The following is a 24,503-nucleotide window of genomic DNA, read 5'->3' on the forward strand; positions in this document are numbered from 1 at the left end:
CCGCGCGTTCTCGAACACTTAATGGTTAGTATTTGATCGTGGCTCGCCGAGCAGTTTGTTCAGCACGGCGAAGCGATCGTCGATCGTCTCGGTTTCACAGCCGCACGGATCTTCGTTCAGGTTCTTGCCACACTGCTGGCACAACCCTTTACACTCATCCTGGCAGCGCGGCGCTGCCGGAAGGTTGAGCAGCGCATACTCCCGCATCGCGTCGCCAAGATCCAGCTTGTGCGTCTCGTCGATCAGAAACGCATCGTCTTCTTCGGGCTGCGGCAGGCGCGCGCCCGTGGTGACGTTGACGGTCTGGTAATATTGCTCGCTGAACTTAAACGACAGCGGATGCTGGTACCGTGTCAGGCAGCGGCCACACTCTATTTCGATATTGCCCCGCACCGTAGCATCCGCCAGGATGCCCTTCGGCGTGCGTGTCAGACGCACCCGCCCGGCGACAGGCTGCATACGCAAGGTATCATCCACGACGAGTTGCGCATCGTCTAGCTCATACTGCCGGGTGGCCCCTGTCGGCTCCTGCAAAAGCTGTGAAACACTGAAGCGAAACTCAGACATGGTCAGGTGCCTTTCAAACAATCGTGAAGCCGTCCGAGGACGGCTTCTAGAGTTCTTATTATAGCGGCTGTGTAAGGCCATGTCAAACATTAACGCGATAGCCCGCCCGCCGTAGCCGCCGCTCTGATCAGCCTGGAGCGCCAGGATAGCACATGCCATACCGTGAAGCTGCTGCGCCGGGGATGAGGGTTCGGGGGAACAAGGGATCACGTGCACACGGGGTCATGCGAACAACGAAGCTAAGCCGTTGTTCTTTGGTTCTTGGTTCCTGGCTCGTCTAGGAGCCATCCCCCTGCAAGGCCGCGATGCCGTTGCGCACGCTGGTCTGAAGTTTGTCGAGCCGCTCCTGAAGCTCAAGCAGCACGCTGCGCGCGTAGCGATCGGCCTCGGTCCGAATCCGCTCGGCGTCTCGCTCCGCCTCATCCAGCATCTGACGACGCTCCTTCTCGAACGTTTCCAGCAGGCCGCGCTCTTCCAGCATCCGCCGGGCCTCGGATCGGGCATCATCCAAAATCTGATCGCGCTGGTCGAGTAGCCGGTGCGCGTCCCGCACCTCAGCCGGAATCGCGGTCCGCAGCCGATCGACAATATCCATCAGCCGATCCTCGTCGATCATCAGCTTGCGGCCAAACGGCACGCGCCGCCCCTCGCCGACGAGCGACTCCAGCAGATCGATCAGCGCATCGACATCGTCGTCTTCGGGCGGCTGCCCCGGCGCTGCGGACTGATCGGCTGCCGGATGCTGCGGATCGGAGAGCAGCGATTCGAGCAGATTTTCTGGCTCATGGGGTGACTGGCTCATGTCGCATCCTTCCGTCCATACACACGGCGCAATGCCCGCTCGACATGCGGCGCGACCATAAACTCGACATTGCCGCCCAGCGCCGCGATCTCCTTGACAGCGCTCGACGACAAGAAGCTGTACTCCTGGCTTGCCATCAGGCAGACCACGTCGACCTCAGGATAGAGCCGGTGGTTGATATGCGCCATCTGAAACTCATGCTCAAAGTCTGTCACGGCGCGCAGCCCCCGAACGATCACCTTGGCTCCGATCCGGCGCGCGTAATCGACCGTCAGCTCGCTATAGGTATCGACGCGCACGTTGGGCAGATGCTTGACCGCCTCGGCGGCCAGGTGTACCCGCTCGTCGGTCGAGAAGAGCAGGTTTTTGAGTGGCCGATCGTAGACCGCGAGAATCAACGTATCGAAGATTGCAGCCGCGCGTGTTGCCACGTCGATATGGCCGTAGGTAATCGGGTCGAAGCTGGCGGGATAGATAGCTGTTGCCATAGCGGCCTGTCATGATATGGATAGGATCGACACGCGCACCGCACCAGGCGATCCCGGCGTCAATCGCTGTCTTGAATATACTCGTAGATACTAAACGAGCTATCGCCGATACGCCGGGTGGTGTGTTGCACCAGGCTGCCGTACCGCTCCTTCAAGGTCAGTCGCGGCCAATGCCCAACGACCACGATCGTTCCGTCCTTGACGAGCCGCGAGGCCGCAATCGCCTCGATCGTCGCTTCGATCGTGGGGCTGGCATAGGGCGGGTCCATCATGATTATATCATAGGCCTCGCCCCGCGCCTGCGCGATCCACGTCTCGACGCTCGACTGGTGGACCCTGGCCCGATCGGCCAGCTTGGTATGCGCCAGGTTTTCGCGGATCACTTTACAGACCGGCGCGCGCTGCTCGACGAAGTCGGCCCACTCCGCGCCCCGCGACAAGAACTCGATGCCGAGCGAGCCGGTCCCGGCAAAAAGATCCAGCACCCGCCCCTGGATGATGTCGTAGCCCGACAGGATCGAGAAGAGCGACTCCTTGACTCGATCCAGCATCGGACGGGTGCCCGAGTCGGGCGGGCCTTTGAGCTTATGGCCTTTAGCAGATCCGGTGATGACACGCATAGTTGGTACAGCATAAAGCAAGAACAGCAAACGGGCAACCAGCTCAAGCGTTTGCCACGGTGCTGTTCCGATCAGATGCGCTGGCCTGACGCCGCGCTAGCGGCTGGTCGAGTCCTGGCCGAGCTTGCCCTGGCCGCCCAGCTCAAGGCCCATGTTCGCGCCGCTGTGCATGTCGGCTGCCGCAGACGTTCGATCCCAGTGCAGCTTCATATGCAGCCCCTCGCGTCCGTCCTGGTCGACGATCGCCTCAACCCGCAGGTCGATCTTGCCCTCCGGCGAGAGATGCAGCTCGCGCTGGCCCTTCCACACGTTCACATCGCCGCTGCGCAACTCCTGCGCAAACTCCGCCAGAATATCGCCGATCTCGCGCGCCGAGCCGGTCATGTGCCAGCCCAACTCTTCCTCTTTTTGATGTCCCGGATGCTGCGGCATAGATTGCTCCTTCCTGCTCGTTGTTTGGCTCTCCAGCAGCAACCAGGATGCCACCGCCGCTCCACGGGCTACCGACCCTCACGAGTCACGCGCCTCGCCGAGCTTCGGCTGAGCGCCCGTCACGATAAACGCGGTACGCTCGGCGATATTGACCGCGCGGTCGGCGATCCGTTCGAGATTATGCGCGACAAAGAGGAAATACAGCGCGCGCGTCGCCTGGTGGGGCGTGGACTGAATTCGGCGCAGCATCGCCGCGCGGATCGTTCGATTCAGCTCGTCGGCGAGATCGTCGGCGCGGCGCAGGTCGTCGATGGCGCTGGAATCGCGCTCAACAACGGCGGCCACGCTCAGCTTGAGCATCTGTTGCACCTGCGCGGTCAGCAGATTCAGCTCATGCGGCAATTCCAGCGTAGGCTCGTCGGCGCTGCGCAGCACCAGCGCGGCAATGCCCTCGGCGTAATCGCCTATGCGCTCCAGATCGTCCGCTATGCGCAGCGCCGCCAGCAAAAAGCGCAGATCGGTGGCGAACGGCTGCTGTGCGGCGATCAGATGCAGCGCGCGCTCCTCGACAGCGGCGCGGCGCTCGTCGATATCGTCGTCCTCGCGGATGATCCGCCGGGCCGCCGCCAGATCGCCGCGCGCCAGCGCGCCCATCGCATGCACCAGCGCGCGCTGTACCGCTTCGCCAAGCTGGAGCAACGCGCGCTGAACTTCGCCGAGTTCGTGGATATAGTGAGCGCGTGGAATCATGCGAGCGTCGCGGGCCGTCGGGCTTAGCCGAAACGCCCGGTGATATAATCTTCGGTTCGCTTGTCTTTGGGCCGGTTGAACATATCGTCAGTCGTCGAGTCCTCGATGATCTCGCCCAGCAGGAAAAAGACCGTTCGATCCGAGGCCCGCGCCGCCTGCTGCATGTTGTGCGTCACCAGCACGATCGTATAGTCGCGCTTCAGCTCCATCAGCAACTCCTCGATCTTGAGCGTCGCGATCGGATCGAGCGCCGAGGCCGGCTCGTCCAGCAGGATCACCTCCGGCTCGACCGCAATCGCCCGCGCGATGCAGAGCCGCTGCTGCTGGCCGCCCGACAGCGACAGCGCCGACTGTCGCAGCTTGTCTTTGACCTCGTCCCACAACGCCGCCCGGCGCAGCGAGCGCTCGACGACCTCGTTCATGTTCACTTTCATGCCCAGCACGCGCGGCCCGAACGCCACGTTCTCGTAGATCGACTTGGGAAACGGATTGGGCCGCTGAAAGACCATGCCCACCAGGCGGCGCAGCACAACCACGTCGACCTCAGGATCGAGAATATTCGCGCCGTCCAGAATGATCTTGCCCTCCGTGCGCGTGCCCGGAATCGTATCGTTCATCCGGTTGATGCAGCGCAAGAACGTCGACTTGCCACAGCCCGACGGACCGATCAGCGCCGTGATCGTCCGCTCGCGAATCGGCAGCGAACAATCGAAGAGCGCCTGTTTCGCGCCGTAGAAGAAATTGAGGTGCTGAACGTCAATTTTTACCGGCAGCTCAGACGAGGTCGCGGCGGTTGGCGCAACTTGAACGAACGGGGCCTGCGGCATAGAGTACTCCAGATCATCCACACGAGTTTTTGAGAAAGCCATGATTTTAGTGTGCCATGATTTGGAGCAGCCCGCAAGCGAGAGAACCAGGAGCCGGGTGCCAGACCCAAAGGGTACCCCGAACCGGGGGAGGGTCGGAACTCAGAACTTGAAACTTGAAACTATCCCTAGCCGAAGCGTCCCGTAATATAGTCTTCGGTGCGTTTATCGCGCGGCCTGGTAAAGAGCTGATTGGTATCGCCGAACTCGATCAGCCTTCCGGCTCGATCCTCGTCGATCATAAAAAACGCGGTGTGGTCGGAGGCGCGCGCCGCCTGCTGCATGTTGTGCGTCACGATCACGATCGTGTACTGGCGGCGCAGCTCGAACATCAGCTCTTCGATCTTGAGCGTCGCGATCGGATCGAGCGCCGAGCACGGCTCGTCCATCAGGATGATCTCAGGCTCGATCGCCAGCGCCCGCGCGATGCAGAGCCGCTGCTGCTGGCCGCCCGACAGCGACAGCGCCGACTGTCGCAGCTTGTCTTTAACCTCGTCCCACAGCGCCGCGCGGCGCAGGCAGCTCTCGACCAGCTCGTCCATCGCGGAGGTCGAGCCGCGCCAGCCATTGATCCGTGGACCGAACGCGATGTTATCGTAGATCGACTTGGGAAACGGATTCGGCTTCTGAAAAACCATGCCGATCGCGCGCCGCACCTCCACCACATCGACCGACGGATCGTACAGGTTGCGCCCGTGGAAAAGCACCTCGCCCTCGACGCTCGCGCCGGGTACCAGATCGTTCATGCGGTTGAACGAGCGCAGCACCGTGCTTTTGTCGCAGCCCGACGGACCGATCAGCGCGGTGATCCGCTGCGGCGCGATCTGCAAGCTCACGTCCCTGACCGCGCGGAAGCCTGAGTAAAAGATATGCATATTGCGCGACTCGATCGCGCACGAGCCGTTAGGAACAGCCTGAGTCATGGGTTTATAAGCTCCTCCGAAAGCGATTGCGCAGGATCACCGCCACCGAGTTGAGCGAGAGCAGCATCACCAGCAGCACGATAATCGCCGCCGCCGCGATCTTGCGAAACTCCTCCTGCGGCTGGGAGGTCCAGTTGTAGATTAAGATCGGCAGCGCGGTAAAGCGCGCGAACGGCCCGTCCGGGTCGGTGACGATATAGGTCGACGCGCCGACGACGATCAGCGGCGCTGTCTCGCCGATCGCCCGCGACATCGCCAGAATATTGCCGGTCAGAATACCTGGAAACGCGACCGGCAGCACGTGATGCCAGATCGTCTGCCACTTGGTCGCGCCGAGCGCCAGGCTGGCTTGCCGCAGCGAGATCGGCACTGCGCGGATCGCCTCCTGGGCGTTGATGATGATCAGCGGCAGGATCAGCAGCGCCATCGTCAGCGCTGCCGCGAGGATCGTCCGCCCATTGTCGTTGTCCAGGCCGACGATCTGCCCGCTGGTGATCGGGTTGAGCGCGCGCACAAAGATCGACAGGCCGAGCATGCCATAGATGATCGAGGGCACGCCCGCCAGATTGTTGATGTTGGTCTGGATGATCCGGTTCAGCCGGTTGCGTCCGGCATACTCCTCAAGATAGATCGCCGCACCGACGCCCAGCGGAAACGCGATCAGGATCGTCAGGCAGATCATCCACAGCGATCCCAGGATCGCCGTGCGCACGCCCGCGAAGTCGGGACGGCTCGACATCGGCGTGTTCAGAAAGGCCCAGCTCAGCCACGAGCGAAACTCCAGCGTCGCGTCGGGATAGTCCTCGCGCATCGTCTCCGCAACCAGCGAGCGCCGCAGCAGCGAGTCGGTCAGCGACCAGCTATGTACCACGCGCTGGCGGGCGACCTCTTCCAGCAGCACGATGTAGACCTCGTCCTTGCTGCGCTGCTCAAGCGGGCTTTCGCGATTCAGCGTGCGGAAGCGGCCCCGCGAGACGTTCTCTTGGATGATCGCGATCAGGTCTTGCTGCGAAACCGCTTCCAGCGGACGGTTGCTCAGCAGCTCGGTCGGCGGGCGGCGATACTCAAGCGCCACGTAGCCAAACGCGCGATCGACGATATTGTAGAGCAGGAGCCCCAGCGCCGTCAGCGCCACGATCAGCGACAGCAGCAGCAGCCGACGCCAGATCGAGCCGATTCTGCGGCGAACCGCGATATTGCGCTGGAGCGCGTCGCCGAAGGGTAGATTCGTGTTTGTCGCCGGTTGCAGGTCCGTCTCTTCAGCGCTCATTCATACACCTCTCGGAAGCGCCGCACGATCCGCTGGCTCAAAATATTCAGGCCCAGCGTCATCACGAACAGCGTCAGGCCGATCGCATACACGCTGGTATAGTCGATCGAGCCGTAGCTAATATCGCCGCCGCTGATCCGTGCGATATGGCCGGTCATCGTCTCCGCCGCTTTGAACGGGTTGAAAGTAAAGAACGGACGACCGCCCGCCGCAATCGCAACGATCATCGTCTCGCCGATCGCGCGCGAGACGCCGACGATGAATGCCGCGACGATACCCGACAGCGCGGCGGGCACCACGATCCGCGTCGCCACCTCAAGCCGGGTCGCACCCAGGCCGTACGCGGCCTCACGCAGCGCGCGCGGCACCGCGCTCAGCGCGTCTTCGCTCATCGAGCTAATGATCGGAATGATCATAATGCCCATGACGATGCCCGCTGAGGCCACGTTCTGAAAATCGACGGTGCCCTTGCCGAAGATCCGCTGCAAGATCGGCGTCATAAACGTCAGCGCGAAGAAGCCATAGACCACCGTCGGCACGCCTGCCAGCACCTCAAGGAGCGGCTTGAGAATGCCACGCATCCGAGGCGATGCGTACTCGCTCAGGTAGATCGCGGCGCTCAGGCCAAGCGGCAGCGCCACCAGCATCGCGATCAGCGACGACAGCAGCGTCGCGTTGACCAGCGGCAGGATGCCGAACTGACCGATCGACGGCTGCCAGAGCGTTTCGGTCAGAAAATCGACAAGCGAGACTCGTGAATCCGCAAAGAACAGAGATGCCTCGTTGCTCAGAACGACAATAATCCCGATCGTCGTCAAAATCGAAACCATGCCACACAGAAACAACACACCCTGGATCATCATCTCGCCGATCCGGGCACGCTTTTTGAGATACATCGTGGTATCACGCTGGGTCGTAGCAGTGGTGGCGCGTTGTGCCGCAGCATTGAGCCGCTGTTCCATGCATCCGCTCCTTCTTGTCTTACTCGCCGCATACCTTCCGTAAGCACGGCTGCGAGGACGCGAAGCATGCTTCGCATCCTCGGCCTGCACTACCGGGCTTGAGATCGATTACTTGGTCCCATCCAGAAACGCCTGCCGGGCTTTGCTGAGCGCTTCTTCGCTGGCCGGGAAGTAGCCGACATCGACAATTTCGTCGTTGACAGTCGTCAGGTAGAAGCTGATGAAGGCTGCGACCTGCGGCTTTTCTTTCATGATGCTCGCCGTGCTGTAGATGAAGAGCGGGCGGGCCAGCGGATACTCGCCGTTCTCAGCCGTCTCCTCGGTCGGCTCGACGCCATCGAGCGCCAGGATCTTCAGCCGACCTTTGTTCTCCAGGTAGTAGGCGTAGCCGAAGTAGCCGATCGCGTTCGGGCTGCTCTCGACGCCCTGCACCAGCACATTGTCGTTCTCGCTCTGGGTTGGGTTCTGCGCCTGGAACTGCTTGACCTTCTCCTCGTCGCCGCCGAGCACCTCTTCTACAAAGTAGTCGTAGGTGCCGCTGTCGGTACCGGGGCTGTAGATCTGGATCGGCTCGGCGGGATAGCTCGCATCCACATCCGACCACTGCTTGAACTCGCCGGTGTAGATCTTGCCCAACTGCTCCAGCGTCAGAGCGCTGAGGAAGGTGTTGTCCTTGCTGACCACGACCGCCAGCGCGTCGGTGCCGACGCGGAACTCGATCGGCGCGCGGTTGATCGCGGCGCACTTCTGCGTTTCCTCGTCTTTGATCGCGCGGCTGGCGTTGGCGATGTCAGTCTCGCCCGCCTCGCAGAAGCGCTGAAAGCCCGCGCCGGTGCCGATCTCGTCGACCGAGATCGTGCCGGTATAGCCTTCCTCTTGGAAGCGCTCAGCCATGCGCTGGGTCAGCGGAAAGACCGTCGAGCTACCCGATGTGACGACGTTGCCGCTCACGGCAGCCGGATCAACCTCCGGCAGTTCGACGCCTTCTGCGGTCATCGCAGCGCTGGTCGCTGCGGCGCTGGCTGCGGGGGAAGTTTCTGTAGCGGGCGATGCTTCTATCGTAGCTGCCGGGGATGCTGCGGGCGATGACTCGCCGGTTTGTCCGGTAGAATCGGCACTGCCGCAGGCAGCCAGCATACTCACCATCATGACGGCGACGATCAATACACGAAACACGTAAGCCATACGTTCGGTAGCCTCCTCAATGAGTCCTTTGGATCAGACATGCCCATGAACTCGATTGTGATAACTGTAACGGGTAAGAGTTATGCCGCCTTTATGGTTGGGTTAAGCGTTCGTTAAGCGCTGGCCTGTTCCTTAAGAAAACGCGAGCCATGTGTCGCAGCCGCCGCCGGAGCCATCCGCCCTTCGCGCTCCTGTACGATCATCCTCGAAGCATCCCCGTCCAAGCGACGAGCGGACGACCGATTGGTCGCCCGCTCATCAAGCCCCCGTTTGCCCATAGCAGTAATCTCGCAGATCCTTGTAAACGCTCGATTATCTGGTTGTTAAGCCTGTGCTAAACCTCGCGCCTTAAGATACACGGGCAGCCAGATCGATCCGGCTGCCCTCGTACTCATGCTCTGTTGCGCTGCTGCGTGCCCAGGTCTTGCTATTGTTAAGCGGTTCTTAAGAGCTATGGTATACTGCGAACCGCTGTTTTGCAGGAAAGCTAGGTACATGCGCATCCGAACTCTATGCATCCTGATTAGTTTCGTCGGGATACTGACGGCGTGCGGTCAAGCAACGCAGGCCGCCGATCGCCAACTCACGCTCACGGGATCAACATCTGTCGGGCCATTCGCCGAGCAAGTAGCCGAACGTTACGAACAAGCGCACCCCGGCTCCAAAGTCAACATTCAAGCGCTGGGATCGAGCGCCGGGATTCAGGCCGCGACTGAGGGCACTGTCGAGATCGGCATGTCGTCGCGGCATCTTGAGCCCGAGGAGGAGCAGCAGCTTCAGACGTTTGAGATCGCCCGCGATGCCCTGGCGATCATCGTGCATCCGACGAACCCGATCGCCAATCTCTCGACGGCGCAGGTTCGCGACATCTTTACCGGCAGGGTTAGCAACTGGCGCGAGGTCGGCGGGCCGGACGCTCCGATCGATATTGTGACGCGCGAGGCTGGCTCCGGCACGTACGGCGCGTTCGAGGAGCTGGTGATGGAGAAGGAGTTGCCCGCTCCACGCGCGCTGCGCCAGGGATCGAACGGCGCGGTGCGCCAGCTGGTCGCTGGCGATCCCGACGCGATCGGCTATATCTCGCTGGGCATCGTCAACGAGACGGTGAAGCCCGTATCGATCGACGGCATTCAAGCGTCGACGGAGGCGGTGATGGGCGGAAGCTACAAGCTGGTGCGTCCGTTTTTGTTCGTGCAGCGCAAGAACGCGCAGCTATCGCCGCTGGCTGCCGATTTCCTCCAGTATGTGCTGTCGCCCGAAGGCCAGCATGAACTGGTCCAAGCCGGGCTGATTCAAGGAGCGGATGCGCAATGAAAGAGCGTCTGATCAGCTTCTTCTTATTTCTGTCCGCCCTGGTATCGATCGCCTCCCTGGCGATCATCACCTTCTTCATCTTCCAGGCCGGGCTGCCGCTGATCTTCAGGGTTGGATTGAGCGATTTTCTCTTCAGCAGCATGTGGAATCCCAGCGCCAAAACGCCGAGCTTCGGCATCGGCGCGATGATCCTTGGCTCGGTGTGGGTCACACTCGGCGCAATTATGGTCGGCGTGCCGCTGGGCCTAGCCGTGGCGATCTTCTCCGCCGAGATCGCGCCGCCGCGCCTGGCGATGCTGATCCGCCCGGTGATTCAACTGCTGGCCGGCATTCCCTCGGTGATCTACGGCTTTATCGGCCTGACGATCCTCTCGCCGCTGATCCGCTCGACCTTTGGCGGTCCCGGCCTGAGCGTGCTGACCGCCGCGCTGATCCTGGGCATTATGATCTTGCCGAGCATTATCAGTATCTCCGAGGATGCGCTGCGGGCCGTACCGCTCGCCTACCGCGACGGCTCGCTGGCGGTGGGCGCGACCCACTGGCAGACGATCTGGCGCGTGCTGGTGCCAGCCGCGCGCTCCGGCATTGTCGCAAGCGTGATCCTGGGAATGGGCCGCGCGCTCGGCGAGACGATGGCGGTGATTATGATGCTCGGCAATGCCCTGCAGATCCCGCGCTCGCCGCTTGAGTCGGCGACGACGCTGACCAGCAACATTGGCCTTGAGTTGGCCTACGCCAGCGGCGCGCACCGCGAGGCGCTCTTTGCCACTGGTGTGGTGCTGTTTATGCTGATTATGCTGCTGAACATCCTGGCAAATGTGCTCACCGGTCGCGTCACGTTCTGGCAGCGGTGGATCGCCTACCGCCCGCCGGTCGCTGCGCGGCGCGCCACGACCTCGGCCCGGAGGAATCCATGAAGCGCCAACACACGCAGCGGCTGGCGTTTGGCTGTCTCTGGCTCGCCGCCAGCATCACGATCATCATCCTGGCGGTGATTATTGTCTACATTCTTGGCGAGGGATTGCCCTACGTCAATTTTGAGTTCCTCACGGGTCGTCCGGTGGCGCAGGGCCGCGATGGCGGTATCCTGCCGACGATCCTGGGCACGCTGGCGCTGGGCGCGCTCTCGTTGGTGCTGGCGGTGCCGCTCGGCGTCGGCGCGGCGGTCTTTCTGACGGAGTACACCCGGCCCAGCGCGCTGACCACGCTGATGCGCTTCGGCACCGACTCGCTGGCGGGCGTGCCGTCGATCATCTTCGGGCTGTTCGGATTCATCTTCTTTGTGACGCGGCTGCACCTGAGCTGGTCGCTGCTAGCCGGTGGCCTGACGCTGGCGCTGATGGTCCTGCCGACGATCATTCGCACCACCGAGGAGGCGATCCGCGCGGTGCCGGTTTCCTACCGCGAGGTCAGCTACGGCCTGGGAGCGTCGCGCTGGCAGATGGTGAGCACGGTGGTGCTGCCCAACGCGCTGCCCGGCATCATCACCGGCGTGATCCTGAGCTTCGGACGGGCTGTAGGCGAGACGGCAGCGGTGATCTTTACAGCGGGTACCGCGCTCAACATTCCTACCTCGGTCCTCTCGCCGACGCGCACGATGGCGGTCCACTTTTATATTCTGGCGGTCGAGGGCATTTCGCTGCCAAAGGCGTACGCGACGGGCGCAGTGCTGATTATCAGCATTTTGATCATCAACGTGGTGGCGAACGCGCTGATCACGCGCAGTGTGGCCCATGCGGTCCGTCGCTAATGCGCCCAAGAACTGAGAAACGACAGAACAAGGGATCAAGGGAATAAAGCAACAAAAGGTCAGAGCCAAGAACCAGGAACCACGTTCCGGATGCTCCCCTCGCGGATGCAATCGAGAGACGGCGGGCGCCCTCTGGGCCGGATGATGGCCTGAACTTTGCACTCGAAACAAGGCAGCGCATGAGCTATGGCACCTAAGATCCAGATCGACAATTTTTCATACAGCTACGGCGACGAGTCGGCGCTGCGCAATGTGACGCTCAACGTCGAGCGCAACTCCATTCTGGCAATCTTCGGCCCGGCGCGCGGCGGCAAGACTACGCTGCTGCGCTCGATGAATCGGCTGAACGAGATCGGCGAGCCAGGCACGCGCGGCGGGCACATCCTGCTCGACGGCCAGGATATTTACGCGCCCGGCATCGATGTCGCCGCGCTGCGACGGCGGGTTGGCATGGTCTTTGCGCTGCCGGTCGCGCTGCCGATGACGATCTTCGACAATATCGTGTACGGCCCCCGGATGCGCGGCGTGCGCTCACAGTCGCAGCTTCACGATATTGCGCAGCACGCGCTGCAAGCGGCGGCGCTCTGGGACGAGGTTCAGGATCGCCTGAACTCGCCCGCTCAGTCGCTCTCCGGCGGGCAGCAGCAGCGCCTGTCGATCGCCAGGGTGCTGGCGCTGGAGCCGGAGGTCATCCTGCTGGACGAGCCGACCGCCGCGCTCGATCCGATCTCCACAGCCAAGATCGAGGAGGCGCTGATCGAGCTGAAGCGCCAGTACACGATCGTGATCGCGCCGCACAATGTGCAGCAGGCTGGTCGTATCGCCGATGACGCCGCGTTCTTTTTGATGGGCGAGTGCATCGAGGCAGGACCCGCCTCGCAGATCTTCACCAACCCGCGCGACCGGCGCACCGAGGATTATATAACCGGGCGCTTCGGCTAGGCGACGCTTTGGGAGCGCGCCCTGCGCCCAGGATCAGGCCGTTCGATGGCTGGCACGAGACATGCAGAGAGGTAGATCATATCTTGCCATAAAGGATTGAGGAGGAGAAGAATGGATTTGCTTCAAAACTTGCTCGGCGGCGGACAGGGACGGCAGCAGTACGAGGATTTTATCAACCGCTATGACCAGGGCTCGCCCTACGACGGCATCTCCGACGATGAGGCATACCAGCGCTATCAGCAGGTCGCGCCGCATCTGCCGCCCGATGTCTACCAGGAGTCGGCGCAGGATGCGTTCGGGCGGATGTCGCCGCAGGAGCGCATGCAGTTCGGCCATCATCTGCGCCAGCAAGCAACGCAGCAGGGCTACAACGTCCCCGACCTGAACGGCGACGGCATCGATGATCGCCTGCAAGATCCTCGGTATCTGGCCCAGGTGACGAGCCGTATGCAGCAGCAGCAGCCCGGCCTGCTTGGTCAGCTCCTGGGCGGCGGCAATCAGCAGATGGTCGGCGGTGGGCAGGGCGGCGGCTTGATGAGCAATCCGCTGGCAAAGGCCGCGCTGGCAGGCATTGCCGCGATGGCGGTCAAGCGCATGATGAGCGGCGGCCTGGGCGGCAGCCAGGGCGGTTTCGGCGGCAGCCAGGGCGGCCTCGGCGGCAATCAGGGCGGCAGCCGTGGCGGCGGCTTCGGCGGCGTCGATATGTAGCTGCAACGGGCTGGCGCGCAGGCGTCAGCCCTTTTAGGATACGTCCAGAATCGCGAGCCGGTGCCGATCGAGGAATGTGTACACATCGGGTTCGTCCGCCAGCGCAATCACATGTCGATCGCCGCAATGATTGACCACGACCTCGAAAACACAGATCCGTCCGGCAGCGCCATGATACGCGCTGCGCTGCAAGACCGGCTCCTCGATCTGCCAGCCCGCGCGCAGCCATGCCTCAAGCTGCGATAAGCGTGGGTTATGCAATACTTCCATCATGTGCTCCTCTCCGATCGTCTGGCAGTGCCGACAGGCAGGAGGTGTGGGATGTCATCCAACAATTCCCTCGCTTCCCGAAAAGGCTGTTGTATTCTGCAATCGGAGTATAGCGCGCAGAGGTTAAGGCTGGCTCATCGGCAGGTTAAGAACGAACAAGCAGCTTCGAGATGATCTCGAAGCTGCTCATGTGTGGAGGAGGGAGGGGGATTCGAACCCCCGAGGGCTTTAACACCCTACCGCATTTCGAGGGCGGCACATTCGACCACTCTGACATCCCTCCGTATTGGGGTGTCAACAACGCCTCTTGCTCCACTGGAGATGTTTTGTTCCATCGGGCCACGAGGTGATTGTGACGGCGCATACTGTACCATAAACTGCGACTTTGCGCAAGCGTCGATCGCGCCACAATGATCGCGGTGCCGCCGATGGTGCCGGACAGCGATCAGTGGTCTGCGCATCCAGCCCGGCGTCTACGCTCTCCATAAACACAACAGGGCAGGTCGTACAACCTGCCCTGTCTCCGACATACGTCTACCAGCTACGCCGACGGCGGCGTTGCCCGCTTGCTGCTCTTGGCGCTCTTGGGCTGGAGCGGCGTGGTGCGCTCGCCCGATACGGCCCGCGCCAGCGCGATCTTGAGCACTTCCTCCATCGTCTCGACGGGGATCAGTTGCAGCTCGTCGCGCACTTTCTGCGGCAGTTCCACGATGTCTTTCACGTTCTCCTTGGGCAGGATGAACGTCTTGATCCCGGCGCGATGCGCCGCCATGGTCTTTTCCTTCAGGCCGCCGATCGGCAGCACCTTGCCGCGCAGCGTGATCTCGCCGGTCATCGCCACGTCGCGCCGCACCGGAATGCCGGTCATGGCCGAAACCAGCGCGGTCGTGAGCGTGATGCCAGCCGACGGGCCATCCTTGGGCACCGCGCCCTCCGGCACGTGAATATGGATCGCGTGCTCGTCGAAGTAGGTCTGGGCAATGCCCAGCTCATCGGCCCGGAAGCGCGCGTACGAGAGCGCCGCCTGCGCCGACTCCTTCATCACATCGCCAAGCTGCCCGGTGAGCCGAAGCTCGCCCTTGCCGCGCAGCGGCAGCACCTCGAACGAAAGAATATCGCCGCCGGTCGGCGTCCAGGCCACGCCCGTCGCCACCCCGATCTCGTCCTTCTGCTCGGCCAGGCCAAAGCTGAACTTCTCCGGCCCCAGGTACTCTGCAATATCCGCAGCGTCGATCGTCACCTCGACCGGCGTATCGCCTGCATCGGCCACCTTGCGGGCGACCTTGCGGCACAGCGCGGCGATCTCGCGCTCCAGGTTACGCACGCCCGCCTCGCGGGTATACTCGCGGATCACCTTCAGCAGCGCGGCCTCCGTCACCGTCATCTGCTCGGTCTGCAAGCCGTGGAACTCGCGCTGCTTCGGCACGAGAAAGCCTTTGCCGATCTCCAGCTTCTCATCCTCGGTGTAGCCGCCCAGCTCGATAATCTCCATGCGGTCGCGCAGCGGCGCTGGGATCGGATCGAGCTGGTTGGCCGTGGCGATGAAGATCACCTGCGAGAGATCGAAGGGGATCTCCAGGTAGTGATCGCTGAACGTCGAGTTCTGCTCAGGGTCCAGCACCTCCAGCAGCGCCGAGGTCGGATCGCCGCGATAGTCCGCGCCGAGCTTATCGATCTCGTCCAGAATAAAGACCGGCTGGTTGCTCTTGGCGGTCTTGATGCTCTGCACGATCCGGCCCGGCATCGCGCCGATGTAGGTGCGGCGATGGCCGCGAATCTCGGCCTCGTCGCGCACGCCGCCCAGCGAGGCCCGCACGAACGCGCGGCCAAGCGAGCGCGCGATCGACTTGCCCAGGCTGGTCTTGCCGACGCCTGGCGGTCCCACCAGACACAGGATCGGCGAGCGCATCTTGGTTCCGGCCAGCTTACGCACGGCCAGGTATTCCAGCAGACGCTCCTTGACCTTCTCCAGGCCGTAGTGATCTTCGTCGAGCACATGCTTGGCCTCGGTCAGCGAGATCGGCTGCTGCTCCTCTTTGGCCCACGGCAGCGACAAGATCCAGTCGATGTAGGTGCGGATCACGCCGGCCTCAGGCGAGCTTAGGCCCTGCTGGATCAGCCGCTTCAGCTCGTGCGTCGCCGCCTCTTTGACGTAGTCGGGCGCGTGCAGCTCCGCAATCTTGCGCTTCAGCTCGTCGATCGGATCTTCGTCGAGATCGTCCTCGCCAAGCTCGCGGCGGATCGCCTTCATCTGCTCGCGCAGAAAATACTCTTTTTGGGACTGGTCCAGCGCATCCTTGGTATCGCTCTGGATCTTGGCGCGCAGCCGCAGCAGCTCAAGCTGCTGTGATAGCTCAACCTGCACGCGCTGCAAACGCTCCTCAGGATCGAGCATGTTGAGCAGCTCCAGGCGATCCTCGAAATCGAACGCGGGACCGTAGGCAACCACGTCGGCCAGATGGCCCGCCTGCTCGATGCGCTGCACGAACGCCACGGCCTCCTGAGAGACTTCAGGCATGAAGCTAATAATCTCTTCGACCTGCGATTTGACCTCGGTGACAAGCGCCTCGACATTCGGCCCCTGGGCATCGGGATCGGGATGCGGCGTGCAGCGCACCATGTAGAACGGATCGCTCTGCACACACTCGCCGATCTCGGCGCGCTCGATGCCCTCCAAAATAATGCGGACGGTATCATCGGGCAGCTTTAGAAACTCCTCAAGTCGGGCAATCACACCAACACGCGGTAGCTTTTGCGGCTCGCTGCCCTTATAGCCCTCGATCTCTGATTCCGATACAAAAATGAGCAGCACTTCGCGGTCGCCTTCCATCGCCCGCTCCATTGCGCGGTAGGACTTGCCTTTGCCTACCTGGAGCGGCACGGGAATACGCGGCATGATGACCATTTCGCCCAACACAACGAGCGGAAGAACACGCTCTTCATTGGTCCGCTGCTCAAGCGTCTGCTCGTCGTGAGTTGTTTGCTCGCTCATGAATCTGTCGCCTCTTTCCGGGTCATAATCCCGTATGGTATAGCATATCTCTAGCCGCAGCCAGAGGCATCTTCCAAACGTCTAGTAACGCTCCTACGCTTCTGTCTGGTGCGGAGGAGCTTGTCTTGGGAAACAGCCGATTCTGCATCAGAACGGGGACTGGCCTTTCCCAAACCCCGGCCCCGTGGCGCCCTGGCGCCGCGTCAACGCTCTCTCTATCTATAATGCTGCCGCGACGCCGTTGGTCGCGGCATAGGTGCTCTGTCACGTCATAGACGAGTTATTCTCAGGTAGTGTATTATACCGCGTTTAGCCCGAATGCGCAGTTCGGCATCGGTACCGTCTTGCCCAGGACGAGTTGATGCCGGCCCGCTCCATGCCCCCAATCGACGCTGCATGCGCATTGCCACAGCGCGAACTCTATGCTATAATCGCCGTCGATTACCGGATAGTTTTAACGTAGAGGCACCTACCTCTACGTTCTTTTTGGTCTGGGGGCCACGCACCCCATCCTGCCGGTGTTCGCAGCCGCCTGATCCGGCTGTTCTTTGCTTGTATCTTAAGTCTCGATGCGTGGCGAGGCGTAAAGGACCACTCTCATGGCCGATCTGCTACACGAAATTGTTAAGGACCAGTTGCGCACCGATATTCCCGAATTCGGGCCAGGCGATACCGTCCGGGTGGGCGTCCGGGTTGTCGAAGGCAACCGCGAGCGTATCCAGGAGTTCGAGGGCGTTGTGATTCGGCGGCGCGCAGGCAGCATCAACGAGAACTTTACCGTCCGCCGCATCGGCGCGCACGGCATCGGCGTGGAGCGCACCTTTCTGCTGCACTCACCCCGCGTCGAGACGATCAAGGTCGTGCGCCGGGGTAAAGTTCGCCGCGCCAAGTTGTACTACCTGCGCAACCTGTCGGGCAAGGCGGCACGCATCAAAGAGCGCCGCTACTAACTGCCGGAGAACCGAGAACCAAGAGCTGAGAACCAAGAGCTGCTAACCCGGTTCTTGGTTCTTTCCTATGATGGGCAAAGATCTCTACAGACAGCTCCTGCGCTGGGCCTTTACGCGCTTTTATCGCGAGTTTGCCTGGATGTATGATCTCGTGGCCGCGATCGTATCGCGCGGCCTGTGGTCGCGCTGGATCGAGGCCGCCGCGCCGCAGCTTCAGGGCGTGCTCGTGCTTGAGCTAGGCAGCGGCACGGGCTACCTCCAGCGCACGCTGCGGCGCAGGGCGATCCCCGCGATCGGCCTGGATGCCTCGGCTCAAATGCTGCGGCTGGCGCGTCGCAAGGTCGAGCGGGCAGGCGGCCACGCGGATCTGCTGCGCGGCTACGCGCAGCATCTCCCCTTTGCCGCCGAGCAGTTCAGCGATGTGGTAGCGACGTTTCCCGCCGAGTACATCCTCGATCCCGCAACCTTTGCCGAGGTCCGGCGCGTGCTGCGGCCCGGCGGTCAGATCGTGCTGATCGACGCGGCATACTTTACCCGCCGCGACGCATACAGCGCCGCCGTGGACGTGGCCTACCGCGTAACCCAGCAGGTACGCACCGACGATCCGCGTCCCAGGCTGCTTGAGGCGGCAGGCTTTGAAGTCCACGAGACGTGGGTCGATGTCGCGCACAGCCGCGTACAGATCTTGCGCGGCGTTAAAGCCGCCGGTCTGCGGTTATCGCCTGGACGGACGGCTGTACAATAAGGGCGTATGCCGACGATAGACGAAGAACAAACGCTGCAAGCGCAGGGCTACCGCTCGATCGCCGGAATCGACGAGGCCGGGCGCGGCTGCTGGGCCGGGCCGGTCGTGGCGGCTGCCGTGGTGCTGGGCGAGGCTGTTCTGGCTCAGCCGACGCTGCTGGCAGGCGTCGACGACTCGAAGCAGCTTAGCGCGATTCAGCGCGCGACGCTCGAAGGCGTGATTTGTCAGCACGCGGCAGGGATCGGCGTCGGGATCGTTCCCGCGCATCTGATCGACTGGTTCGGGATCGTCGAGGCCACCCGGCTGGCGATGGAGCTGGCGGTGCTGCATCTGCCGCATCTGCCCGACGCGCTGCTGATCGACGCGCTGCGCCTGCCGGGCTGTCCGCTGCCACAGCGCGCGATCGTGCGGGGCGATAGCGCCAGCTTGAGCATTGCGGCAGCCTCGGTGATCGCCAAGACCGCTCGCGATCGGCTGATGACGCACTTCGATCGTAGCTATCCGGCATTTCGTTTCGGGATGCACAAAGGCTACGGCACGGCGCTCCATGCCCATGCCATCGCGGCGCATGGCACAACGCCGCTGCATCGCCGTAGCTTCCGCCCACTGTGGCATATCAGCGAAAAGGAGCAGATTGATGCAGCATAATCCTCCGACCGCCGATCTGGTTCAGCCTTTGCGCAAGGCGGGGCTGCGGCCAGGCGAGCGCACGATCAGCACGATTCTAGAGCGCGGCGACGAGGCGGTCGAGCCGCTGCTGGCGCTGGCGCTGGAGACACGCACGCTGCTGGAAGCAGAGCCCGGCGGGCTGGGGCCGCTCCACGCGCTGCGACTCCTGGGCGAGTTCCAGGCGAGCAGTGCCGCCGAGCCGATCTTGCGGCAGTTGCCGCTCCAGTTCGACGACGCGCAGACCCAGGCGGCATTCCTGTGGGCACAGGAAGCGCCGCAGATCGTCGCGCGCTTTGGAGCCGACGCGCTGCCGGTGATCCTGGGCGTCGCCGACGACCAGGCCGCGCCGCCCAAGCAGCGCGGCGCGGCCTATGCCGCCCTGAGCTACCTGGCGACGATCACGTCTGAGCTGCGCGATCAGGTCGTCACAGAGCTGCGGGAGCGCTTCAGCCGTGAGAGCGATAGCACCGCGAAGGGCTACCTCGTCGCGGCACTGGCGCAGCTCAAGGCCCGTGACGCCTACGCCGAGATCATGGACGCCTTCCGCACCAAAAGCGTCGATCGCGACGTGATCTCGGCGGCGGACGCGCGCCAACTGCTGCTCGGATCGGAGGTCGAGCCGCAACTCAACTGCGCGCTGCACACGCTGGCCGAGCGCTACGAGCAGCACGGGCCGTACTCCGAGGAGCAGCAGCGGCTCATGGCCGAGATGGCTCGCGAGAGCGGCTACTACTAGGCGCAGCGGGACTCGGCTAGCCGAGTCCCGCTGTTGTTGTTAGCAAGGGAAGTTTGTGGGGGACACCCCCGGCCCGATGGCGCGCCCGGCAGCTCAATCAAGCCTTGTCTTTCCACGACCAGTTGCTCACGCTGCTGTAGACCGGCAGCAGCACCGTGTAGGGCACTTGCAGCACGATCCACAGCGGCAGGTAGCGCAGCAGATCCCAGCGCCGAAAGCGCGCCGCAGCCACGCCCAGATGCACCGCATCGCCGAGCGCGCGGCCCAGCAGCGCTTGCGCGAGCGCGCGCCGTAAGTCACGCCGCGCCAGCAAGATCGGGAACGACAGCAGCAGCCCGTTGAGCAGCCCGATCAACAGGCTGGTCGCCAGCAGCGCCGGATTATGACGCAGCACCTCCTGGCCGCCCGCCATCCAGCGGACCCGCTGATCGAGCGCCTGCCGTAAGGTTGGCTCGGCTGTCGTAGAGACAAACGTGCCCGGATCATCGCAGAACGCGACGCGCCAAACGGTGCGATCCAGCACATGCTGGAGCAAGACCATATCGTCGGCGACCGCGCCCGGCAGCATCTGCTCGAAGCCGCCCGCCTGATCGTAGGCGGCGCGTCGGTAGGCCAGATTCGCGCCCGCCGCGCCCACCGGATGATCGAGATTGGTCGCGCCCGCCATCGTCGCCATCATCGAGAAATAATCCAGCGCCTGAAGCTGCTCCAGCAGCGTGCCGTTCGGCGCGTGCAGCTCGACGTAGCCGAGCACCGCGCCGACATCGCGCGTAAAACAGGCGGCCATGCCAGCCACCCAGGTCGGCGGCACGCGACAGTCGGCGTCGGTCAGCAGCAGCACCGCGCCGCGCGCCCGTGCGATTCCCTGGCTCAGCGCATGGATCTTCGGCGTGCGATCCTCAGGTACCTCCGATACCGTCACCACCTGCAAGCGCGGATCGCGCGCCTGCCGCTCGCGCAGCACGTCGGGCGTCGCATCGGTCGAGCGATCGTCCACGACGATCACCTCATAATCGGCGTAGCTCTGCCGCAGCAGCGCGTCGAGCAGCCGGGGCAGCGTGGCCGCCTCATCGCGCGCCGCAACCACGATCGAGACGCTGGGCCGGGCAGTGGTTCGCGCCGGGCGGCGGAGCAGGCCGTAGGTCAGCACCGTACGCAGCGCCAGATAGCAGGCCGTCACACATTGCAGCAGCATAGGCTAGCGCGCGCTCCCATCCACAGCAGGGCACGCGCGGCGGTCAACCATCTTTGACACCCTCACAGCTCCTCCGATCCATCGCTTATGCACAAACGCCGGAGCATAGCAAGCAAAATGCCGCCCGATCGAGCGGCAAAGCTGCGTCGCAGATCATGCGAGCTTTTAGGGTGCGCAATTCAGGCGCGGCGGGGATAGATTACCACTCGACCACGACCAGCACGTCGTCGCCCTCGAAGCGCACCTCATACGTCGGCACGCGCAGCCCGATCGGCGGAATCACCGATTTGCCGGTGCGGACGTTATAGGCCCAGCCGTGGAGCGGACAGGTGACAACGTCGTCGCGCAGCACGCCAGACGAGAGCGAGCCGCCCGCGTGGCGGCAGGAATCGCTGAACGCATAGATCGTGCCGTCCACGTTCGCCAGCGCGATCGGCAGACCGTCAACGTCCGCATACAGCATGCGGCCCGGCGGGATCTGATCCCGCGTCGCCACTTTGATCACTTCTTGCATAGATCGCCGCTCACAGTCCATCTATCACGGATTCGCAGGGCATGAACCGCAAGCAGTGTACTCACGATCGACGGCGCGCGCAAGACTAGACACGCCAGCACAAGCAACGTACACTGCACGATAGGTGACATCGACCAATCTCAGCCAAGGAAAGCATCGATGGATGAAGAAACATTCGAGCAGATCGTCGTCGAGGTGTTGGAGGGGCTACCGCCTGAGTTTGCCGAGGCGTTCGAGAATATCGAGGTGCTGATCGAGGCGCGTCCGCGACTAGAGCATCGGCGGGCGGTGCGGATCAAGCCCTGGCAGACGCTCTACGGCCTGTACCAGGGCGTGCCCCTCCCGGCGCGCACCCACTCGTACGGCATGGTCGCGCCCGACACGATCACGATCTTTCGAGAGCCGCTGCTGCGCGACTTTCCGCAGACAGAGCGGCTGCGCGAGCAGATTCGCCGAACCGTGCTCCACGAGATCGCTCACTACTTCGGCATCGACGACGATCGGCTGCATGAGCTGGGCGCGTACTAGCGCTACTCGTCTACCAGATCGAGCTCTCCGATGCGATCCAGATAAAAGGTGCGCTGGGCGTTGCGCAGATAGCAAAACGCGATCAGCCGGTGCATGCCGCCGATGCGCTGAAGCTCAAGCGGGAGAATATCGCGGGCAACCGCATCGCCGCCGCCGGTGTGATACGTAATATGCAGCCTACGACCCTCGCGCAGCGCGGTCAGCAGCGCGGGCGGCGCGGGCGGCTCCGGATCGCCCGGCAGGAGGCCCCGCTGCGCGCGCAGCAGATCGTCGAGCGTGGAGACGCCCAGCATCCGCAGCCGATCAAGCAGATGCACCAGCAGCGCCTTCAGCGCGATCACATCGCTCATTGCGCGGTGCGAGGGACTTTCGACGCCGAGCGCACGCGAGAGCGCCGCGAGGTTGTAGCGCTCGTGGATCAAGAAGGTGCGCGCCAGCTGGAGGGTATCGATCAGCGGATTGTTGAGCACGGGCTTGCCCAGCCGCACCAGTTCCACGTTGAGAAACGAAAAGTCGAAGGGCGCGTTATGCGCGACCAGCACCTTGCCGTCGAGGTGCTCAAGCAGCGTATCGCTGATCGCGGCAAACGACGGCGCTCTGACCAGCAGATCCGCGCCAATGTTATTGACGGCGAAAGCGTCCGGGCTGATTGGCCTGCCTGGATTGATGAGCGTCTGGTAGCTGCCGTGCTGAACACCGCCCTGCCAGTGAATCAGGGCGATCTCACATACGCGGTCGCCGTTCTGTGGTTCAAGGCCGGTGCTTTCCACGTCGAAGAGCACAAACGGAACTTCGTGGAGCGGCAGTTGCAATAAACGATTACGTTCAGAGGAGTTCATATGCTACAAGTATAGCATTTCGCGATCGAGTGCGCTATGCATATTCGAGCCTGGACATGCCCTATCCTGACCACCGCGCAGCCGCCATTATGCTGTGCCGCTCTCCTACCTGCGGTGGGCAGCAAATAAGGGAACAAGGGAGCAAGGGAACAAAGGAGTTAAGTCTTTGTTCCCTTGTTCTTTTGTTCTTTTGTTCTCCGGTTGCGACTCCATCACCTCAGGTAAATAAATATTCCCGAAGAAAGGGCGAGAACCTTTTACAATCAACATCAGTCAGCACCAGCAATGATAACGACCTGAGGAGTCCAACATCCATGAACTCGCACGACCTGAAGAATAAACTTGTAGACAGCGCCACCAAACCTCGCAGCCGCCGCGATATTTTGAAAGCTATGGGCATTGGCCTGACGATCCCCGCCGCAGCCACGGTTCTCTCCGCGTGCAGCAGCACGGCACCGGCTGCTACCACCGCTGCCGCGCCCGCCGGTAGCACGCAAGACGCCTCGCATCAGGCCGCGCCCGCAACGACAGCCGCCGCAGGCAACGCCTGGGAAGAGATGGATCGCATGCACGAGGCGGGCGTTAAGTCGTTCCCCGCCAGGACCGAGGGCCTCGGCGGTCAGCTTCTTGAGCCACGGATGGACGGCACGGTCAAGGTCTATGATCTCACGTGCAAAACGGTCATGTGGGAAGTCGAGCCGGGGAAGAAGCTTGAGGCCTGGACCTACAACGGGCAGTTGCCCGGCCCGGAGATCCGTGTCACTCAGGGCGATACCGTGCGGATCATCGTCAAAAACGAGCTGGACGAGAGCACGGCGGTTCACGTCCACGGCGTCAAAATGCCCAACAAGATGGATGGCGTGCCCTTCATCACGCAGCCGCCGATCCGGCCTGGCGAAACCTTCACCTATGAGTTCGTCGTGCCGAACGCCGGATCGCATATGTACCACTCACATCACAACTCCACCAAGCAGGTGAGCATGGGCTTGCTGGGTGCGTTCATCGTCGAGCCAAAAGACCCGTCGAAAGAGCCTGCCTATGACAAGGATTATACGGTCATCCTGAACGATACTGCGCACGGCTATACCTGGAACGGGAAGGGCTTTCCGGCGACGCAGCCGTTGACGGCGAGGCTGGGACAAAAAGTGCGAATCCGTTTCATGAACGAGGGCATGATGATCCACCCGATGCACCTGCACGGCCTATCCTATCTGGTCGTCGCGAAGGACGGCTATGCGCAGCCGCAGCCCTGGGAGTGCGACACGTTGAACGTCGCGCCCGGCGAGCGTTGGGATGTGATCGTTGATTGTGATAATCCTGGCGTCTGGGCCTTCCACTGCCACATCCTGTCACACGCCGAGTCGGAGCATGGCATGTTTGGTATGGTCAACGCCTTGATTATCGAGGAATAGGCTACAGCCGGGAGGCTGACCATGCAAACGCTCCATGTTCGCGATGTGATGAGTAGGCCGGTGTTCGCGGTTTC

Annotated in this window: 27 protein-coding genes and 1 tRNA gene; 11 read left to right on the plus strand and 17 right to left on the minus strand. The window is 62.6% G+C overall.

All coding sequences use genetic code 11. The annotated features are described in order from the left end of the window. Positions 1 to 18: 18 nt before the first annotated feature. The 11 genes from VFZ66_19410 to VFZ66_19460 all read right to left on the minus strand — a co-directional run bounded on the left by VFZ66_19410 (position 19) and on the right by VFZ66_19460 (position 8,865). Positions 19 to 567 carry a DUF177 domain-containing protein gene (locus VFZ66_19410; protein HEX6291361.1) on the minus strand — a complete coding sequence of 183 codons (549 nt, stop codon included), beginning with the start codon at positions 565 to 567 and terminating at the stop codon, positions 19 to 21. A gap of 277 nt (positions 568 to 844) precedes the next feature. Then, the gene (locus tag VFZ66_19415; protein ID HEX6291362.1) at positions 845 to 1,369 is read right to left on the minus strand and encodes a hypothetical protein; all 525 of its coding nucleotides are present in this window, start codon (positions 1,367 to 1,369) and stop codon (positions 845 to 847) included. Beyond that, a complete protein-coding gene (coaD, locus tag VFZ66_19420) occupies positions 1,366 to 1,857 on the minus strand; it encodes a pantetheine-phosphate adenylyltransferase (GenBank protein ID HEX6291363.1) in 492 nt (163 codons plus the stop codon). The genes VFZ66_19415 and coaD overlap by 4 nt, the downstream gene beginning before the upstream one ends. Before the next feature lie 59 nt (positions 1,858 to 1,916). After that, positions 1,917 to 2,477 (minus strand): 16S rRNA (guanine(966)-N(2))-methyltransferase RsmD, encoded by a 561-nt coding sequence (gene rsmD / locus VFZ66_19425; GenBank protein HEX6291364.1) that lies wholly within the window; start codon positions 2,475 to 2,477, stop codon positions 1,917 to 1,919. 96 nt (positions 2,478 to 2,573) lie between these two features. Next, positions 2,574 to 2,909: an amphi-Trp domain-containing protein gene (locus VFZ66_19430; protein HEX6291365.1), complete on the minus strand. Its 336-nt coding sequence runs from the start codon at positions 2,907 to 2,909 to the stop codon at positions 2,574 to 2,576. Positions 2,910 to 2,987: 78 nt separating this feature from the next. Next, positions 2,988 to 3,659 (minus strand): phosphate signaling complex protein PhoU, encoded by a 672-nt coding sequence (gene phoU, locus VFZ66_19435; protein HEX6291366.1) that lies wholly within the window; start codon positions 3,657 to 3,659, stop codon positions 2,988 to 2,990. A 23-nt stretch (positions 3,660 to 3,682) separates the two neighbouring features. Then, complete coding sequence (gene pstB, locus VFZ66_19440) at positions 3,683 to 4,486, minus strand: phosphate ABC transporter ATP-binding protein PstB (GenBank protein ID HEX6291367.1); 804 nt, start codon at positions 4,484 to 4,486, stop codon at positions 3,683 to 3,685. A gap of 167 nt (positions 4,487 to 4,653) precedes the next feature. After that, positions 4,654 to 5,448: a phosphate ABC transporter ATP-binding protein PstB gene (gene pstB, locus VFZ66_19445; GenBank protein ID HEX6291368.1), complete on the minus strand. Its 795-nt coding sequence runs from the start codon at positions 5,446 to 5,448 to the stop codon at positions 4,654 to 4,656. A gap of 4 nt (positions 5,449 to 5,452) precedes the next feature. After that, positions 5,453 to 6,718: a phosphate ABC transporter permease PstA gene (gene pstA, locus VFZ66_19450; GenBank protein ID HEX6291369.1), complete on the minus strand. Its 1,266-nt coding sequence runs from the start codon at positions 6,716 to 6,718 to the stop codon at positions 5,453 to 5,455. Then, the gene (pstC, locus tag VFZ66_19455; GenBank protein ID HEX6291370.1) at positions 6,715 to 7,680 is read right to left on the minus strand and encodes a phosphate ABC transporter permease subunit PstC; all 966 of its coding nucleotides are present in this window, start codon (positions 7,678 to 7,680) and stop codon (positions 6,715 to 6,717) included. The genes pstA (VFZ66_19450) and pstC (VFZ66_19455) overlap by 4 nt, the downstream gene beginning before the upstream one ends. Positions 7,681 to 7,788: 108 nt before the next feature. Continuing rightward, positions 7,789 to 8,865 carry a PstS family phosphate ABC transporter substrate-binding protein gene (locus tag VFZ66_19460; GenBank protein ID HEX6291371.1) on the minus strand — a complete coding sequence of 359 codons (1,077 nt, stop codon included), beginning with the start codon at positions 8,863 to 8,865 and terminating at the stop codon, positions 7,789 to 7,791. Between the two features lie 495 nt (positions 8,866 to 9,360). On the opposite strand from VFZ66_19460, the gene VFZ66_19465 reads away from it, so the two are divergent. The 5 genes from VFZ66_19465 (at position 9,361) to VFZ66_19485 (ending at position 13,579) form a co-directional block, all read left to right on the plus strand. After that, positions 9,361 to 10,179, plus strand: coding sequence for a phosphate ABC transporter substrate-binding protein (locus tag VFZ66_19465; GenBank protein HEX6291372.1), 819 nt, complete (start codon positions 9,361 to 9,363; stop codon positions 10,177 to 10,179). After that, positions 10,176 to 11,096 (plus strand): phosphate ABC transporter permease subunit PstC, encoded by a 921-nt coding sequence (pstC, locus tag VFZ66_19470; protein ID HEX6291373.1) that lies wholly within the window; start codon positions 10,176 to 10,178, stop codon positions 11,094 to 11,096. The genes VFZ66_19465 and pstC (VFZ66_19470) overlap by 4 nt, the downstream gene beginning before the upstream one ends. After that, positions 11,093 to 11,929 (plus strand): phosphate ABC transporter permease PstA, encoded by an 837-nt coding sequence (pstA, locus tag VFZ66_19475; GenBank protein ID HEX6291374.1) that lies wholly within the window; start codon positions 11,093 to 11,095, stop codon positions 11,927 to 11,929. The genes pstC (VFZ66_19470) and pstA (VFZ66_19475) overlap by 4 nt, the downstream gene beginning before the upstream one ends. Before the next feature lie 186 nt (positions 11,930 to 12,115). Then, complete coding sequence (locus tag VFZ66_19480) at positions 12,116 to 12,871, plus strand: phosphate ABC transporter ATP-binding protein (protein HEX6291375.1); 756 nt, start codon at positions 12,116 to 12,118, stop codon at positions 12,869 to 12,871. A 111-nt stretch (positions 12,872 to 12,982) separates the two neighbouring features. Then, positions 12,983 to 13,579 (plus strand): hypothetical protein, encoded by a 597-nt coding sequence (locus VFZ66_19485; protein ID HEX6291376.1) that lies wholly within the window; start codon positions 12,983 to 12,985, stop codon positions 13,577 to 13,579. A gap of 33 nt (positions 13,580 to 13,612) precedes the next feature. Here VFZ66_19485 and VFZ66_19490 read toward each other — a convergent pair whose 3' ends face one another. The 3 genes from VFZ66_19490 to lon all read right to left on the minus strand — a co-directional run bounded on the left by VFZ66_19490 (position 13,613) and on the right by lon (position 16,841). Continuing rightward, positions 13,613 to 13,852 (minus strand): hypothetical protein, encoded by a 240-nt coding sequence (locus VFZ66_19490; protein ID HEX6291377.1) that lies wholly within the window; start codon positions 13,850 to 13,852, stop codon positions 13,613 to 13,615. A gap of 190 nt (positions 13,853 to 14,042) precedes the next feature. Beyond that, a tRNA-Ser gene (locus VFZ66_19495) sits at positions 14,043 to 14,132 on the minus strand. Between the two features lie 258 nt (positions 14,133 to 14,390). Then, positions 14,391 to 16,841 carry an endopeptidase La gene (gene lon / locus VFZ66_19500; protein HEX6291378.1) on the minus strand — a complete coding sequence of 817 codons (2,451 nt, stop codon included), beginning with the start codon at positions 16,839 to 16,841 and terminating at the stop codon, positions 14,391 to 14,393. Between the two features lie 599 nt (positions 16,842 to 17,440). On the opposite strand from lon, the gene rplS reads away from it, so the two are divergent. The 4 genes from rplS to VFZ66_19520 all read left to right on the plus strand — a co-directional run bounded on the left by rplS (position 17,441) and on the right by VFZ66_19520 (position 19,941). After that, positions 17,441 to 17,791 (plus strand): 50S ribosomal protein L19, encoded by a 351-nt coding sequence (gene rplS / locus VFZ66_19505; GenBank protein ID HEX6291379.1) that lies wholly within the window; start codon positions 17,441 to 17,443, stop codon positions 17,789 to 17,791. A 67-nt stretch (positions 17,792 to 17,858) separates the two neighbouring features. Next, the gene (locus VFZ66_19510) at positions 17,859 to 18,536 is read left to right on the plus strand and encodes a class I SAM-dependent methyltransferase (protein HEX6291380.1); all 678 of its coding nucleotides are present in this window, start codon (positions 17,859 to 17,861) and stop codon (positions 18,534 to 18,536) included. A gap of 6 nt (positions 18,537 to 18,542) precedes the next feature. Next, a complete protein-coding gene (locus tag VFZ66_19515; protein ID HEX6291381.1) occupies positions 18,543 to 19,184 on the plus strand; it encodes a ribonuclease HII in 642 nt (213 codons plus the stop codon). Further along, positions 19,174 to 19,941 (plus strand): DUF1186 domain-containing protein, encoded by a 768-nt coding sequence (locus VFZ66_19520; GenBank protein HEX6291382.1) that lies wholly within the window; start codon positions 19,174 to 19,176, stop codon positions 19,939 to 19,941. The genes VFZ66_19515 and VFZ66_19520 overlap by 11 nt, the downstream gene beginning before the upstream one ends. 97 nt (positions 19,942 to 20,038) lie before the next feature. Here the strand turns inward: VFZ66_19520 and VFZ66_19525 are convergent, their stop codons facing one another. Then, positions 20,039 to 21,136 carry a glycosyltransferase gene (locus tag VFZ66_19525; protein ID HEX6291383.1) on the minus strand — a complete coding sequence of 366 codons (1,098 nt, stop codon included), beginning with the start codon at positions 21,134 to 21,136 and terminating at the stop codon, positions 20,039 to 20,041. Between the two features lie 199 nt (positions 21,137 to 21,335). Further along, on the minus strand, positions 21,336 to 21,650 hold the full coding sequence (locus VFZ66_19530) for a non-heme iron oxygenase ferredoxin subunit (protein ID HEX6291384.1): 315 nt from the start codon (positions 21,648 to 21,650) through the stop codon (positions 21,336 to 21,338). A 159-nt stretch (positions 21,651 to 21,809) separates the two neighbouring features. Here VFZ66_19530 and VFZ66_19535 point away from each other — a divergent pair, with 159 nt between their 5' ends. Then, the gene (locus tag VFZ66_19535) at positions 21,810 to 22,178 is read left to right on the plus strand and encodes a metallopeptidase family protein (protein HEX6291385.1); all 369 of its coding nucleotides are present in this window, start codon (positions 21,810 to 21,812) and stop codon (positions 22,176 to 22,178) included. 2 nt (positions 22,179 to 22,180) lie between these two features. Here the strand turns inward: VFZ66_19535 and VFZ66_19540 are convergent, their stop codons facing one another. Beyond that, positions 22,181 to 23,017 (minus strand): exonuclease domain-containing protein, encoded by an 837-nt coding sequence (locus VFZ66_19540; protein ID HEX6291386.1) that lies wholly within the window; start codon positions 23,015 to 23,017, stop codon positions 22,181 to 22,183. A 314-nt stretch (positions 23,018 to 23,331) separates the two neighbouring features. Here VFZ66_19540 and VFZ66_19545 point away from each other — a divergent pair, with 314 nt between their 5' ends. Further along, positions 23,332 to 24,429 (plus strand): multicopper oxidase domain-containing protein, encoded by a 1,098-nt coding sequence (locus VFZ66_19545; GenBank protein HEX6291387.1) that lies wholly within the window; start codon positions 23,332 to 23,334, stop codon positions 24,427 to 24,429. Positions 24,430 to 24,503: the final 74 nt, after the last annotated feature.

The sequence above is a fragment of the Herpetosiphonaceae bacterium genome (assembly GCA_036374795.1).
Taxonomy (GTDB): domain Bacteria; phylum Chloroflexota; class Chloroflexia; order Chloroflexales; family Kallotenuaceae; genus LB3-1.